Source organism: Bradyrhizobium sp. AUGA SZCCT0105 (assembly GCF_018129565.1).
Classification (GTDB): domain Bacteria; phylum Pseudomonadota; class Alphaproteobacteria; order Rhizobiales; family Xanthobacteraceae; genus Bradyrhizobium.
Window position 1 is genome coordinate 476,293 of sequence record NZ_JAFCMK010000003.1, and the last position, 12,886, is coordinate 489,178.

Annotated in this window: 12 protein-coding genes and 1 tRNA gene; 6 read left to right on the forward strand and 7 right to left on the reverse strand. The window is 63.6% G+C overall.

Annotated features, from left to right (window positions below; all coding sequences use genetic code 11):
• Positions 1 to 22: 22 nt before the first annotated feature.
• Entirely contained in the window at positions 23 to 1,075 is a 1,053-nt protein-coding gene (locus JQ573_RS18100; RefSeq protein ID WP_212313849.1) for a helix-turn-helix domain-containing protein, read from the reverse strand.
• Between the two features lie 757 nt (positions 1,076 to 1,832).
• Positions 1,833 to 2,267 carry a hypothetical protein gene (locus JQ573_RS18105; RefSeq protein ID WP_212313851.1) on the reverse strand — a complete coding sequence of 145 codons (435 nt, stop codon included), beginning with the start codon at positions 2,265 to 2,267 and terminating at the stop codon, positions 1,833 to 1,835.
• A gap of 551 nt (positions 2,268 to 2,818) precedes the next feature.
• Here JQ573_RS18105 and JQ573_RS18110 point away from each other — a divergent pair.
• Positions 2,819 to 4,249 carry a bifunctional diguanylate cyclase/phosphodiesterase gene (locus tag JQ573_RS18110; protein WP_212313853.1) on the forward strand — a complete coding sequence of 477 codons (1,431 nt, stop codon included), beginning with the start codon at positions 2,819 to 2,821 and terminating at the stop codon, positions 4,247 to 4,249.
• Positions 4,246 to 5,082, forward strand: a complete 837-nt coding sequence (locus JQ573_RS18115) for a hypothetical protein (RefSeq protein ID WP_212313857.1) — start codon at positions 4,246 to 4,248, stop codon at positions 5,080 to 5,082. The genes JQ573_RS18110 and JQ573_RS18115 overlap by 4 nt, the downstream gene beginning before the upstream one ends.
• A 535-nt stretch (positions 5,083 to 5,617) precedes the next feature.
• Here JQ573_RS18115 and JQ573_RS18120 read toward each other — a convergent pair.
• A tRNA-Val gene (locus tag JQ573_RS18120) sits at positions 5,618 to 5,692 on the reverse strand.
• 79 nt (positions 5,693 to 5,771) lie between these two features.
• On the reverse strand, positions 5,772 to 6,131 hold the full coding sequence (gene cpdR, locus JQ573_RS18125; protein WP_092123795.1) for a cell cycle two-component system response regulator CpdR: 360 nt from the start codon (positions 6,129 to 6,131) through the stop codon (positions 5,772 to 5,774).
• A gap of 305 nt (positions 6,132 to 6,436) precedes the next feature.
• On the opposite strand from cpdR, the gene JQ573_RS18130 reads away from it, so the two are divergent.
• The 3 genes from JQ573_RS18130 to JQ573_RS18140 all read left to right on the forward strand — a co-directional run bounded on the left by JQ573_RS18130 (position 6,437) and on the right by JQ573_RS18140 (position 9,728).
• A complete protein-coding gene (locus JQ573_RS18130) occupies positions 6,437 to 7,324 on the forward strand; it encodes an N-formylglutamate amidohydrolase (RefSeq protein WP_212313858.1) in 888 nt (295 codons plus the stop codon).
• A 569-nt stretch (positions 7,325 to 7,893) separates the two neighbouring features.
• Positions 7,894 to 8,673: a histidinol-phosphatase gene (gene hisN / locus JQ573_RS18135; protein WP_212313866.1), complete on the forward strand. Its 780-nt coding sequence runs from the start codon at positions 7,894 to 7,896 to the stop codon at positions 8,671 to 8,673.
• Positions 8,674 to 8,759: 86 nt separating this feature from the next.
• Positions 8,760 to 9,728 carry a tripartite tricarboxylate transporter substrate binding protein gene (locus JQ573_RS18140; RefSeq protein ID WP_212313874.1) on the forward strand — a complete coding sequence of 323 codons (969 nt, stop codon included), beginning with the start codon at positions 8,760 to 8,762 and terminating at the stop codon, positions 9,726 to 9,728.
• A gap of 1 nt (position 9,729) precedes the next feature.
• Here the strand turns inward: JQ573_RS18140 and JQ573_RS18145 are convergent, their stop codons facing one another.
• Together JQ573_RS18145 and JQ573_RS18150 are read right to left on the reverse strand one after the other, a co-directional pair.
• On the reverse strand, positions 9,730 to 10,377 hold the full coding sequence (locus tag JQ573_RS18145) for a glutathione S-transferase family protein (RefSeq protein WP_212313875.1): 648 nt from the start codon (positions 10,375 to 10,377) through the stop codon (positions 9,730 to 9,732).
• A 19-nt stretch (positions 10,378 to 10,396) separates the two neighbouring features.
• Complete coding sequence (locus JQ573_RS18150) at positions 10,397 to 11,290, reverse strand: LysR family transcriptional regulator (RefSeq protein ID WP_176529113.1); 894 nt, start codon at positions 11,288 to 11,290, stop codon at positions 10,397 to 10,399.
• Between the two features lie 91 nt (positions 11,291 to 11,381).
• On the opposite strand from JQ573_RS18150, the gene JQ573_RS18155 reads away from it, so the two are divergent.
• The gene (locus JQ573_RS18155) at positions 11,382 to 12,134 is read left to right on the forward strand and encodes a sulfite exporter TauE/SafE family protein (RefSeq protein ID WP_212313876.1); all 753 of its coding nucleotides are present in this window, start codon (positions 11,382 to 11,384) and stop codon (positions 12,132 to 12,134) included.
• Positions 12,135 to 12,204: 70 nt separating this feature from the next.
• Here the strand turns inward: JQ573_RS18155 and JQ573_RS18160 are convergent, their stop codons facing one another.
• A complete protein-coding gene (locus tag JQ573_RS18160) occupies positions 12,205 to 12,840 on the reverse strand; it encodes a LysE family translocator (protein WP_212314338.1) in 636 nt (211 codons plus the stop codon).
• Between the last annotated feature and the right edge of the window lie 46 nt (positions 12,841 to 12,886).

Sequence of the window (12,886 nt, forward strand, 5' to 3'; positions counted from 1 at the left end):
CCGTGGGGTAATCTGCAAATCTTCAACCGGCAGTTGATCTGCGGCGCACGCGTTCACGCATCTCGCGCGGACTGGCGCCGAACTCGCGGCGAAACGCGCGCGTGAAATCCGATGCCAGCTTGAAGCCGTGACGATAGGCGATCTCCTGCACCTGCCTGTCGGTCGATGCGACCAGTTCGGCGTGTGCTGCACGCAGCCGCTTGCGCAGGATATATCCGGCGACGCCGCCGACGCTCTCGAATGCACGGTAGAGGGCAGAGCGCGAGATCCGCAATTGCTGCGCAATGCGATCCGGCGTCAGATCGAAGTCGCCGAGATGCGTCTCTATATAAAGACGTGCACGCTCGAACAGCACCGATTCGATTGCGCCGCGTGCCTGCTCCAGCCGGTCCGAAGACAGCTGAATGCATGCGGCGATCATCTGCGCGGTCGCTCGCCCGGCCTGCCGCAGTTCCTCCGGCGACATCAGGACCAGGCGCGTTTCGAGTCTGTCGAGATAGTCGGACAGCAGTTCGATCAGATTGCCCGAGAGGAGAATGTTGCAGGCGTCGTTAAGCTGATCGGCCACATCCGCGAATGACCGGCGCGGCAAAGCCAGCACCAGGCCATCATAGTCGGTGATGCTGCCGCGGAAATCGTCGTCGAGCGAGATCAGGAACATCGCGCCTGGCCCGGCGTGAACCCGCCGCTCTGCGGTTTCGAAGCGGGCCTCGCCGGAGCGCACCCGGAACAGCCACCAGATATCGACCGGCGCGCCCTGCGACGGCTCGACGGCACGCGCGAATGTTTGAGCGGCAACGCGTCCTGACGTGAAGATGACGTCGGCCATGTTGCAGGTCAGATACTCCACCTCGAATCCCTGCGCAGGGCTATGGCCTTCCGACGGCGCCACATCGACCAGCGAGGCCATGCGCGTCTTCCAGACCTCGAACTGCTCCGACGGCGGATAGAGCCGTGTCGTGAAGAACCGCGGTACCGACGGGATTATGTCCCTGATGTTCCGGGGCTCGCGTGGCAGGGGAACTTGTTCGAGGAGCTTGGCGGCACTCGCCGGCGCATTGTCGTCTTCTGGCATGTCATTCCGTGCCCCGTTGTCGCAAACGACGAACGTCGTCTCAACGGGGGCGCATTCCCAAGGTTGCGTCGCCGGCCTCTGGCGGGCAGGCGAATTTCTGGCGGACAAGGAAGCAGCATCTTTGGATGCGGACATCACCCGCTTACACCGGCCGCTCCTGATAGGGCCGATGGGTCCTGCAGCAGTCGTGCTCACACATGGCGTTCATCATTGTCGCTTCGCTGCCGGATTCCGGCCCGGAAGCTCCGTCACCGACTCGGCCTGACTGGTCTAAAGAACAATTTGTGCGAGAACCAGAGCGGCGACAACGCGCGCCTTGAAGAAATCCAAAATTGCGTTCGTGCGATGCGATCGGGCAACGCATCATCGCAGGGACTTCAGAAAGTATTCTCGATCTTCGCGCTGAGACGAAATGAACGTCGCGAGAGCGCAGCAACTTAAGCACGGTACATGACACATCGCGAATGCCGCGCGCGGGATTCGCGTCGACCGCGCCTGAAGACGCTTGCCTAATCATGCGGCATTCCACCACGTGCGACGCGAATGCGATCGATGGGAACGGAACACGCGCGCCGCACGAGGCGCACATGTTGCGGCACGCTGCGGCATTTTCATACGAACGTCGAGATGACGAAAGTAACAATGGCTCATCATATTCGTCGGTGAACACGCCCGCGATGCCGGCGGAGCGAACCTGATCGCCGGCACCTGCAACACCAGCGACGCAGCCTGCGTTCCTCGATCGCGCGCCGCCCCGCTATGCGTTGCCTTGCCCGATCCGGTCGAGCCATGCCGCAAAGCGCGGATGCTTCGCAAACCTGCCTTGCACGACCGCCAACTCCTGCTGGAAGACCGGTAGCGAGAGCACCCGTTCGATGTCGGGCTCCCTGATCTTCCAGATTCCCGGCGGAACGAAGCCATGCACCTTGAGCTCGTAGAGCTCAAAGATCGAGAAGATGACTTCGTGCACAATTCGGCGCTCGTCCGGCGTCATCTCAATGGTGCCGCCGGCGCCCTCGTCATGGAACGCCGCCGTCGGCAGGCGACGCCGCAAATCGGATATGCGCTCGGAATATCTCAGGAAGATGTCGGCTCCCAGCCGCCGGTTGTTGGTGTGCAGCGCCGTGTAGATCGCGGTGATGCCGACGATGATGGTCCCGAGCGTCATGAACTTCAGGATATGATCGAGCACTGCGATGCCTCCTTCGACCTTCCGTGATCGCGCCAGGAGCCCTGTGCAACCTGTGTTCCGCGCCCTTTATTGCCCCGGGGCGCCGTGATCGTCGAGATGCCGATCACCGATTTGCCCGACCGCACAAGTCTATCGTCCAAGCCGCCTTCGATGGCCCGCGGCAGCACAGGGGTTCTCACCGGGAGGCGTGCCGCGCCCCGGCGCCCGTTCCGAATAGCCATGGGTCGGCACGGCGGTAATTTGGCCCTCGACGAAAGTCGCAACAAATGGGCGGCGCGCCTGTCGTAGATTTGTAACCATCTTGCAAATCGTTATCGGGCAAAAGTCGCGGGCAGCCTTCACGCAACCTTTTGCAAACTCCAAACTGCCTACCGTCACCGGATATTATAGTGATAGTGGGGACGGGAATGGCTGGGCTGCGGCCGAATATCCCAATACGACTCGGGACTGCATTCAGGGAACAGCATTCGGGCGTTGAGCGTGATCCCGCCGTTCCATCGGTTGGAACAAACCCGGAAGTCGAGCGCCTGCGCGGCGTCATTGCACGCCTGATGCACACGGCCGCGCATGACCAGCTGACCGGACTTCCGACGCGCAGTCTGCTGCTCGAGCGGCTGGATCTTGAACTGGCGCGCGAGGCCGATGACGGCGCGCGGATCGCGGTTCTGTTCGTCGATCTCGACAACTTCAAGCTCGTCAACGATTCACTCGGCCATAGCAGCGGCGACGAGGTGTTGTCCGAAATGGCCCGGCGCATCCTAAGCTGTCTCGGACCGGAAGATACTGCGAGCCGGTTCGGCGGCGACGAGATGGTCGTTCTCCATCCGCGCGCCTCGGCCTCTTCCGGAGCTGAACTCGGCAGGCGGATTCTTGCAGCGCTGGCGGAGCCGATCCTGCTCTCTGGCAAGGAAGTCGTGGTATCGGCAAGCGTGGGGCTCGCGCACTGCAAGCCCGGCACGAAGTCCGCCGAACAATTGCTTGGCGAGGCGGACACCGCGCTCTACGCGGCAAAGGTCCGTGGCCGTGCGCGATTGGCCGAGTTCAACGACGAGCTGCATGCCCGCGCCGAGAAGCGTGTTCAAATCGAATCCGATTTGCGGGCGGCGCTGCGGGAATCGCAGCTGTTCGTGGAGTATCAGCCGCAGGTCCGCCTGAAAGATGGACGCGTCGTCGGCGTCGAGGCGCTGGTGCGCTGGCGACATCCCGAGCGTGGCATCATCTCGCCCGCCGACTTCATCCCTGTGGCCGAGGAATGCGGGCTCATCGTCAAGATCGGACGGCAGGTGTTGCAGGAATCCTGTCGCCAGCTCGCCGAGTGGACGAGGCTGATGCCGGGCTGCCCGCTCGCCATGACCGTGAACGTGTCGCCGCGCGAGATCGCGGAGCCGACCTTCATCCAGGAGCTCCGCCAGGTTCTCGCCAGCACCAATGTCGATCCGACCGCCCTGTGTCTCGAAATCACCGAAAGCGTCATGATGAGCGCCCCGGAGGAGGTCGTCCAGGTACTCGACCAGATCCGGCAGCTCGGCGTGTTCGTCGCGATCGACGATTTCGGCACTGAGCACTCGTCGCTGTCGCGCCTGCGCGACATGCCGGCCGAGGTCCTGAAGATCGACCGCAGCTTCATCGACGGTCTCAGCAGCGAGCCCGGCGATACGGCGATCGTATCGTCGATCCTGAGCCTGGCCTACGCGATGGGCAAGCACACCATCGCCGAGGGCGTCGAACGGAGTGAGCAGGCCGCAATGCTGCTCCGCATGGGTTGCGACGTTGCCCAGGGCTATTTCTTTTCGCGGCCGGTTGCCGCCGAACAGATCGCGCCGATGCTGACCAGGGCACTCTGGCATCCAAGTTCGGGACGCGCGCTGCACGCCGCGCAGCCCGTGGAAGGACCGGTACGGCGCGGCCATCATTATTTCATCGACGAATTCCTTGATCACATCGGGGCTCCCATGGGCACCAAGGCGACGGTCTCGCGATGATGTATCTCGTCATCGGTCTCAGCAATCTGGCGATCGGGCTGGCTTACGCGGGCCTCGGCGTATTGTCGGCCTGGGAAACGGTCAGCCTGCATCGTTACCGGGGCTGGTCCCGCTTCGGCATCGGATTTTCGATGATGGCGGCAAGCTGCGGCCCGCATCATCTGGTGCATGGCTTCCAGGTGCTGCAGGGCGAAAGCGTGTCCTGGTCGATGCTCGCCGTCACCCTGCTCGGGCTGCCGGCAGGTTTGACATTTGTGTTCCTGCGGTTCGAGACGATATTGGGTGGCCAGGGCGAGCGATTGATCGCCCTCTCGCCGCATCGCGCGATGTTGCTGGTCGGCGGCTTCGCCATCACGGCAGGCTGGCTGGCGGCCTGGGCGATGGCCCAGCCCGGCGCAAACATCCCGTTCCTTTGCACGTCGGCCGATCTCGCCGCGCGCGCGACGATGCCGAGCACCTGGATCGACGTCGCCTCCGCGACGTTCTACGCCAATGTGTTCGTCACCGTGACCTACGGCCTGGTCGGCTGGTATCTGGCTGACCATCAGGTGCGCCGCTATCTGGCGACCGGTGTGTGGTCGCTGTCGGGGGCCGCATTGGCGGGCGTCTTCTTCTCCTGCGCGCTGATCCATCTCATTGACGCGACGACTCACGGCAGCGGATCGATGCTCGTGTTCGACCTGATCGGCATTCCCGCCTCGGTTTATTTCCTCTGGGTCGTCGAGCAGTTGCACAGCGACTCCGTGCTGGACTGGAATCGACGTCCGCTGGTCGGTGCCGCGGCCGCGCCGGCGCGGCCCTCACCCTGGAGCGGCAGGAACCTGCAGCACTGACCGGTCTTGTGGGTGCGATCGGCAGCCGGCTTTCCCTAGGCCCTCTTCAAGAGAGATGGCGAGACGAGATGCAAAGCTCGGGCAAATCATGTCGCGAGAATGCGTTCTCATATTCTAAACGCTGTTGCGCGTGACGCTTATCCCGTCATCCTGAGGTGCGAGCGCAGCGAGCCTCGAAGGATGCACGGCCCCACTGGTGGCCGTCGATCCTTCGAGACGCCGCTTCGCGGCTCCTCAGGATGACGGACCTAACGGCGGCGCATGCGCGGGCATGACACTGAACGAGCTGTTTGACAGGTTGAATCAGAAGCCCGCCATCATGGCGTGGCTTGCCGAGCCGTAGCTCGCGGCCAAAGGCCCGCCTTCGCCCTTTGGGCTTCGGCGCGGCATCCTTCTCTCGCTACGCATCGATAGAATAAGCTTGCTCGCGGTGACAGTCCGACTTCGCTTTCACTTCGTTCAAGCTACGCCGGACACGCTTCGACCTGAAGGTCTCCGCGTGGCTGTGCCACGCGAAGCCCGTCAGGGCGAAGCGTGGTGGGTGCGACAGGGATCGAACCTGTGACCCCTACCATGTCAAGGTAGTGCTCTCCCGCTGAGCTACGCACCCAAAGCCGTGTTTGGATCGGGTCCCTATAACGGACGGCGGCGGGGCAGGCAAGGATACAAAGTGAAGGTTTTTTGGCGAATCAGGCCGCCAGCAACTTATTCACTTCGCTAACCAATTCCCTGAGGTGCACGGGCTTGGACAGCACCTTGGCGTTTTTCGGCGCCTCCGAATCGGAATTGAGGGCCACCGCGGCAAAGCCGGTGATGAACATGATCTTGATATCGGGATCGAGTTCCGAGGCACGGCGCGCCAGCTCGATGCCGTCCATCTCGGGCATCACGATGTCGGTGAGCAGCATTTCGAACGGCTCCTCACGCAGCCGCTGATAGGCCGACATGCCGTTGTCGTGCGGCGAGACCTTGAAACCCGCATTTTCCAGTGCCTTGACCAGAAAGCGGCGCATATCGGTGTCGTCTTCGGCGAGAAGAATTTTCGGCATGGCAGGGATCGTCGAATCCGGCTTGAGGAGCAGTCCGAACAGTAAGCCCGACAGACGGTAAATTTCGGGTGAAATTTGCGTCAAGCCAGCGGCAAATGCGCGCCAGCCATTTGTGGACCGAACCACGCATCGAATCAACCTCGTGTGGCATTTCCCGCCTTTAAGACGCGTTCCAGCCCGCGCCACACTCTTTTCACTTGGCAGAATGATCGCGATTACCGACAATGCCCGCCCATAAATCTCCGCTTTTCCGGCAGAATCAGTTCTTGCGGGGCGAGGCGGACGCAAGGGACGGCGCCAAGGGAATGACCGAATTTGCTGGCGAGTTGTCGCCCCCGTTCGAGATCGTTGAGCCGCAGGCCTGGCGCGCGCCGATCATCTTCAATTCCCCACATTCGGGCTCGGTCTACCCGGCCGAGTTCCTCGAGGCGTCGCGAATCGATGTGGCGTCGCTGCGCCGCTCTGAAGACTCCTTCATGGACGAGTTGATCGCCGGATTGAGCGATCGCGGCTTTCCGATCATCCGGGTCAACTTCCCGCGTTCCTATGTCGACGTGAACCGCGAGCCCTATGAGCTCGACCCGCGCATGTTCACCGGGCGGCTGCCGAGCTTTGCCAACACGCGCTCGATGCGGGTGGCCGGCGGCCTCGGCACCATCCCGCGCGTGGTCGGCGACGGGCAGGAGATCTACCGCGAGCGGCTCGACGTCGACGAGGCGCTGCGGCGGATCGAGGTGCTCTACAAGCCCTATCACCGCGCACTGCGCCGGCTGATCAACAAGGCGCACCAGGCGTTCGGTGCCGTGATTTTGGTCGATTGCCATTCGATGCCGTCGGTCGGGGTATCGCGCGACGAGCCGCGCCGGCCCGACGTCGTGATCGGCGACCGCTACGGCACGAGCTGCGCGCCGCTGCTGCCCGACCTGGTCGAGGAGATGATGGGCTCGCTCGGCTATTCGGTCGGCCGCAACAAGCCCTATGCCGGCGGCTTCATCACCGAGCATTACGGCAACCCGGCGAGCGGCCTGCACACCGTGCAGATCGAGCTCAACCGCGCGGTCTATATGGATGAGCGCCAACGCGAGCGCGGACCGCGCTTCGCCCAGGTGACGGCCGACTTTGCGTCGCTCGCGGATGCGCTCGCGAAAATTCCGTTCGGGGATCTCGGCCCGTTCCAGGCGGCAGCGGAGTAAATCCTTCGTCGGCCACCCGTGGTACCGATGAAGTCATGAACCAAGAATTCAAATTGGCGACGCGGTAGGCGCCGAATTGGATTCCCAGTTCGCTCGCGGAAATGACGGCCCAAAGAAAAAAGGGCCGCTTGAATGAACAAGCGGCCCAAGTCTAGGGAGGAAACGCCCAAGGAGGGCAGCGATAGCGCGAGGCGCTACCGCACCGCAACAATATGCGACCGCGCTGCACAAAACGCAAGAACTTTCGAAACATTTCTTCTGTAATGTTGGTAAGTCTGGCGAAACTGCAACACGACCAGGTGGCCAAATTAAGATGTTGAATATCAATAGTTTACACGAGAAATCGCGTTCGGACAGCGTTCAGCGCATAGCTTGTATACCAGAACTCGCAACTTCGTGATCCGGCCCAAAGCCAGGGAGACTTTCGAATCGAAGCCAAATCGAAAGTCCGGAACCGGGTCATCCAGGCTGGGATAACACTCCGTTAATCGTGCGCGCCGCCTGGGATTGAGCTAGGCAAGAGCACATCCGGTATCTATCGCGTCGTTTGCGCATTTCAGGGACATGCCGTGACGGTCATCGACTTTACCGCCTTCATCGGCCGCCTTGCGACCGCATCCGGCGAAACCATCCTGCCCTTCTTCCGCACCTCGCTCTCGGTCGACAACAAGAGCTCGAGCGATTTCGATCCGGTCACCGAGGCCGACCGGGCCGCGGAAGCCGTGATGCGGCGGCTGATCAAGGCGAACTTCCCCCAGCACGGCATCGTCGGCGAGGAGTTCGGCAATGAGCGCCAGGACGCCGACTATGTCTGGGTGCTCGATCCGATCGACGGCACCAAGTCGTTCATCGCCGGCTTTCCGATCTGGGGCACGCTGATCGCGCTGCTGCACAAAGGTACGCCGGTATTCGGCATGATGCACCAGCCCTATATCGGCGAGCGCTTCTCTGGCGACAACGGCTCGGCGAATTACGCCGGTCCGTCGGGCGCGCGGCGGCTCTCGGTGCGGCGCTGCGCCTCGCTGAAGGAAGCGACCGTCTTCACCACGAGCCCGCTGCTGATGAATCCGGATGACCGCGCCCGCTTCGGCCGCGTCGAGCACGCGGCGCGCCTGTCGCGCTACGGCGGCGACTGTTACTCCTATTGCATGCTCGCGGCCGGCCATCTCGACCTCGTGGTCGAGACCGAGCTGAAACCCTACGACATTGCTGGCCTGATCCCGATCGTCACCGGCGCCGGTGGCGTCGTCACCACCTGGGACGGCAAGCCGGCACAAGGCGGCGGCCGCATCATCGCAGCCGGTGACCCGCGCGTGCACGAAGCCGCGATGAAGCTGCTCAACGCCTGATCCTTGCTCCGCCTGATTTCTTGAGTTGCCGGGCGATTGATCTACGCCCATCCTGACGGCAACGAGAAAAGTCAGGGACGGGCGACATGACGATGTGCGGCAGGCTGCTGGCAGCCATTCTCCTGCTTCTCGCGCCCGTCACCGCCAGCGCCCTGCAATTCCCGACCAAGCCGATCCGGCTGATCGTGCCGTTCCCGCCCGGCGGGCCGAACGACATCATCGCTCGGGTGATCGGGCAGAAGATCTCGGAACTGGCGAAGCAGCCGATCATCGTCGACAACCGCGCCGGCCAGGGCGGCGTGCTCGGTACCGATGCGGTCGCGAAGGCCGCCCCCGACGGCTACACGGTTGCGATCGCGAGCGCCGGCGCGCTGGCGATCAGCCCGAGCATGGAGAAGGTCGCCTACGACACGCTGACGGATCTTGCGCCAATCACGCTGGTCGCGACCGTGCCGGAGATGCTGGTTGTCGCCACCGACGTACCGGCAAAGAACATGAGCGAACTGGTCGCGCTCGCCAAGACGCAGCCGGGCAAGCTCAACTTCGCCTCCTCCGGCCCCGGCAGCCTGCCGCATCTGGCGTGCGAATTGTTCAAGCTGACGGCGAAGATCGACATCGTGCACGTGCCCTATCGCGGCGCGGCGCCGGCGGTGAACGATCTGTTGGGTCAGCAGGTGCAGATGACCTTCCTCGACCTGCCGGTGATCCTGCCGCAGATCAAGGCGGGCACGCTGCGGCCGATCGCGCTCGGCGGCCGCGAGCGCGCCCCGACCGCGCCGGACGTGCCGACCACGGCGGAAGCCGGCATGCCCGACCTGATCATCGAGAACTGGTACGGCATGGTCGCCCCCGCCGGAACGCCGCCGGCGATCGTCATCAGGCTGAACCAGATCGCCACCGAAGCGATGGCCGATCCGACGGTCAAAGCAAAACTCGCCGAGCAAGGCCTGACGCTGGTCGGCGACACGCCGGAGCATTTCCGCGACTTCATCGCCGCCGACATCAAGAGATGGGCAAAGGTGATCCAGGACGCCGGCGTGGTGACGACGAAGTAGATTAATAGTCGAGCCGGCCGCGCAGTTCCTCGAACGGAAGCATGACGTGCTTACGAAACGGCGGGCGCTGCTGCAGCCTCTGATACCAGCGCTCGACTGCTGGCAGCGGCGGGCGGGCGATCTCGAGTTCGAAATAGCGATAGAGCGAGGTTCCCGAGGTGATGTCCGCGAGCGACAGCGTCTCTCCGAGCAGGAACGGCGTGGCTTCGAGCAGGCGTTCGAGCTTGGCAAAATGCTGCTCGCAGCGGGCGAGCGCCTTGTGAATCGCTGACCAGTCGCGCTGGCTGTCGGGTGTGCGGAAAAATCCCCAGAACACGCCGCCGAGAAAATCCGGCTGCAGCGCGGTTTGCGACCAGTCCATCCAGCCATCGACCCGCGCCCGGACAATTGGATCGTCGGACCAGAAGCGGCCGTTGCCATAGCGCGCGGCGAGGTAGCGCAGGATGGCGTGGGACTCCCAGACGATCGCGTCGTCATCCCGGACGACGGGCACGCGGCCATGCGGGTTCATCGCGCGGAACGCCGGCGCATCGAGCCCGCCGAATGCGCCGCCGGCATCGATGTGCTCGTGCGCCAGATCGAGCTCGCCGATCAGCCACATCACCTTCTGCACGTTGAACGAACTGCGCCGTCCCCAGACCCTGAGCATTGCACTCTCCTCGGCTTCGTCAGCGTTGCGCTTCGGCCCGCAAATATTCCACCAGCTGCTTGGCCGCGCGCGGCAGCGCCTTGAAGCTGCGTGCGCAGATCGTCAGCCGGCGGTTGGCCCAGGCGTCGCGGATCCTGATCGTTGTGATCGGCATCGCCGCCGCGCAGCGCCGCGCCGCGGTTTCCGGAATCACCGCGATGCCGACATCGGCGGCAACCATCTGGCAGATGGCGTCGAAGCCGCGCAGGCGGGCGCGGAAGCGCAGCCGCGCACCAAGTTTTGCCGCGTGCCGCGAAATATGGACCTGCAGCGCGGACGTCGCCGTGAGGCCGACGAAATCGCGGCCGACCACCTCCTGGAAGTCGATCTGGCGGCGGCCGCCGAGATCACTGCGGCGCGATGCAACCAGCATCAGGCGGTCCTCGCTGAACAGGAAACGCTCGACGCTGTCAGGCAGCGCGTGTTCGGCGGCGAAACCGAGATCGGCGGCGCCGCTGGCGATCGCAGTCGCGATGTCGGTGCTCTCGCGCTCCTCGACGTCGACGCTGATATCGGGATGTTCGTGCAGGAACGCTGCCAGCGCCCGCGGCAGATGCTCCGACAGGCCCGAGGTGTTGGCGAGCAGCAGCACGTTGGCGCGGACGCCGCTGGCATAGGCGGCGAGATCACTCTGCAAGGCCTCGACATTATGCATCACGATCCGCGCGTGACCGAGCAGGCTCTCGCCCGCCGCCGTCAGTTCGACGCCGCGGCGGCCGCGCTTGAGCAGCGCAACGCCGAGCGCCTCCTCGAGCCCCTTGATCCGCTCGCTGGCCGAGGCTAGCGCAAGGTTTGCTCGCGCCGCGCCCTGGGTGATGCTGCGTGCATCCGAAACCGCGATGAACAATTGCAAGTCGATCAGGTCGAACCGCATGACGTTTCCCGCCCCGCCCTTCGGGTGATCCGAAGGCTAACTCCGTAACCTCCAGATTGTGCCGGTCGCGTCGATCGGTCAATGTGCAGCCATGGTCGACCATCTCCTGATCTTCATCGCTTTCGCCTTCCTGCTCGCCGGCTTCGTCAAGGGCACACTCGGCCTCGGTCTGCCGACGGTCGCGATGGGACTGCTGGCAACCACGATGGCACCAGGTCAGGCGATTGCGATCGTGATCGTGCCGGCGATCGTCACCAACATCTGGCAGACCTTCGTCGGCCCCTATCTACGCGACATCCTCAAGCGGCTGTGGCCGCTGATGCTCGGCACCGTCGTTGGAATCTGGATCAATGCCGGACTGTTGACCGGGCCGTACGCAGCCTACGGCACCGTCGTGCTCGGCGCACTGCTGGTGATCTACGCGATCGTCGGCCTGAGCAGATTCAACTTCAAGGTCGCGCGGCGCCACGAGAAATGGGTCGGTGGCATCGTCGGCGTCATCACCGGGCTGATCTCGGCGGCAACCGGCGTCCAGGTCATTCCCTCGATGCCGTTCATGCAGGCGATCGGCATGGACAAGGACGAGCTGGTGCAGGCGCTCGGCGTCTTCTTCACCACCGCGACCATCGCACTCGCCTTCAATCTCACCGCTTCGGGCCTGCTGACCGCGGCCACCGCGCTGCCGGGCGCGGTGGCGATGGTGGCGTCGTTCACCGGCATGTTCATCGGCCAGGCGGTCCGCACACGGATGCAGCCGGACGTCTTTCGCCGCTGGTTCCTGATCTCGATGATCCTGCTCGGCATCTATCTGGCCGGCAGCGCGCTGCTCAAGATCCACGGCTAGAGATTCTTGTTTGACGCGTTTTCTTCACGCGAACCGGCAGCCACTTCGCTCGAAAACGCTCAAGTGACGGCTAGCGCGCCTCCAGCATGGCGACGCGGACGCCGAGATAGATGAAGAGCGCGCCGAGCGAGCGGTTGATCCAGGCGATCACGCCGGTCGATTGCCGGATGCGGCTGGCAGCCCGTGCCGCAAAGGCCGCGAGGCCAAGACACCACAGCGTGCCGCCGGTGATGAAGATCAGCCCGAGCACCAGGAAGGCGAGCGTCTTGTGGGCTGAGTCCGCCGCCACGAATTGCGGCAGGAATGCCAGGAAGAACAGCGCCACCTTGGGGTTGAGGATGTTGGTCAGCGCCCCCTGCCAGAACACGCGCGAGATCGATGTCTCGCCGCCCTGTCCAGCGATGTCAGCGATCGGCTTGGCGCGCGACAGCAGCATCTGCAGGCCGGTCAGCACCAGATAGGCCGCGCCGATCAGCTTGACGGCCAGGAACGCGGTCGACGACGCCATCAGCAGCGCCGACAGCCCGATCGCCGCGCCCAGCACATGGACAAGGCAGCCGCAGCTGATACCGATCGCCGCAGCGGCTCCGCCGCGCCATCCGTGCTGAATCGTGCGCCCTATGATATAAGCGGTATCCGGCCCCGGCGTGACGTTGAGCAGCAGCCCGGACAGGACAAACAGCCAAAGCTCGTGAATTCCCAGCATCTCGGCCACATTAACCTCTGTAAGTAACGAACCCGAAAGGACAGTC

Coding starts and splice junctions, on each gene's coding strand:
- JQ573_RS18100 (WP_212313849.1), bottom strand. CDS start 1,075: ATGCCAGAAGACGACAATGCGCCGGCGAGTGCCGCCAAGCTCCTCGAA.
- JQ573_RS18110 (WP_212313853.1), top strand. CDS start 2,819: ATGCACACGGCCGCGCATGACCAGCTGACCGGACTTCCGACGCGCAGT.
- JQ573_RS18115 (WP_212313857.1), top strand. CDS start 4,246: ATGATGTATCTCGTCATCGGTCTCAGCAATCTGGCGATCGGGCTGGCT.
- cpdR (WP_092123795.1), bottom strand. CDS start 6,131: ATGCCGAAAATTCTTCTCGCCGAAGACGACACCGATATGCGCCGCTTT.
- JQ573_RS18130 (WP_212313858.1), top strand. CDS start 6,437: ATGACCGAATTTGCTGGCGAGTTGTCGCCCCCGTTCGAGATCGTTGAG.
- JQ573_RS18140 (WP_212313874.1), top strand. CDS start 8,760: ATGACGATGTGCGGCAGGCTGCTGGCAGCCATTCTCCTGCTTCTCGCG.
- JQ573_RS18145 (WP_212313875.1), bottom strand. CDS start 10,377: ATGCTCAGGGTCTGGGGACGGCGCAGTTCGTTCAACGTGCAGAAGGTG.
- JQ573_RS18150 (WP_176529113.1), bottom strand. CDS start 11,290: ATGCGGTTCGACCTGATCGACTTGCAATTGTTCATCGCGGTTTCGGAT.
- JQ573_RS18155 (WP_212313876.1), top strand. CDS start 11,382: ATGGTCGACCATCTCCTGATCTTCATCGCTTTCGCCTTCCTGCTCGCC.
- JQ573_RS18160 (WP_212314338.1), bottom strand. CDS start 12,840: ATGCTGGGAATTCACGAGCTTTGGCTGTTTGTCCTGTCCGGGCTGCTG.